This is a genomic window from Mesorhizobium argentiipisi (SeqCode) (assembly GCF_037179585.1).
GTDB lineage: Bacteria > Pseudomonadota > Alphaproteobacteria > Rhizobiales > Rhizobiaceae > Mesorhizobium > Mesorhizobium argentiipisi.
Map to the genome: position 1 here is coordinate 1 of NZ_JAPYKO010000134.1, position 274 is coordinate 274.

Consider the following 274-nt stretch of genomic DNA (forward strand, 5'->3'; position numbering starts at 1 on the left):
TCGCCGGCCTCGATGCTCGCATCAAGGCGCTCGAGGGCCAGATTGCCGAAGTCATTCGTCAAGCCGAGGACACCGCCCGCGATTACACGCTGATGGTCTCCGTGCCCGGCGTCTCCAAGGTTGGCGCACTCTCGCTGCTGGCGCTCTTGCCCGAGCTCGGCCAGCGCTCGCCCAAGGCGATCGCGGCACTGGTCGGCCTTGCCCCGTTCGACAACAAGAGCGGCAAGCTCAACCGCAGGAGCCAGATCCAGGGCGGGCGATCACGCGTGCGCCG

General features: G+C 67.9%; 1 protein-coding gene. It reads left to right on the top strand.

Annotated elements, in window-relative coordinates; translation table 11 throughout:
• Positions 1 to 274: transposase (locus O7A05_RS34270; protein WP_337097830.1), on the top strand; the 274-nt coding region annotated here is incomplete at both ends.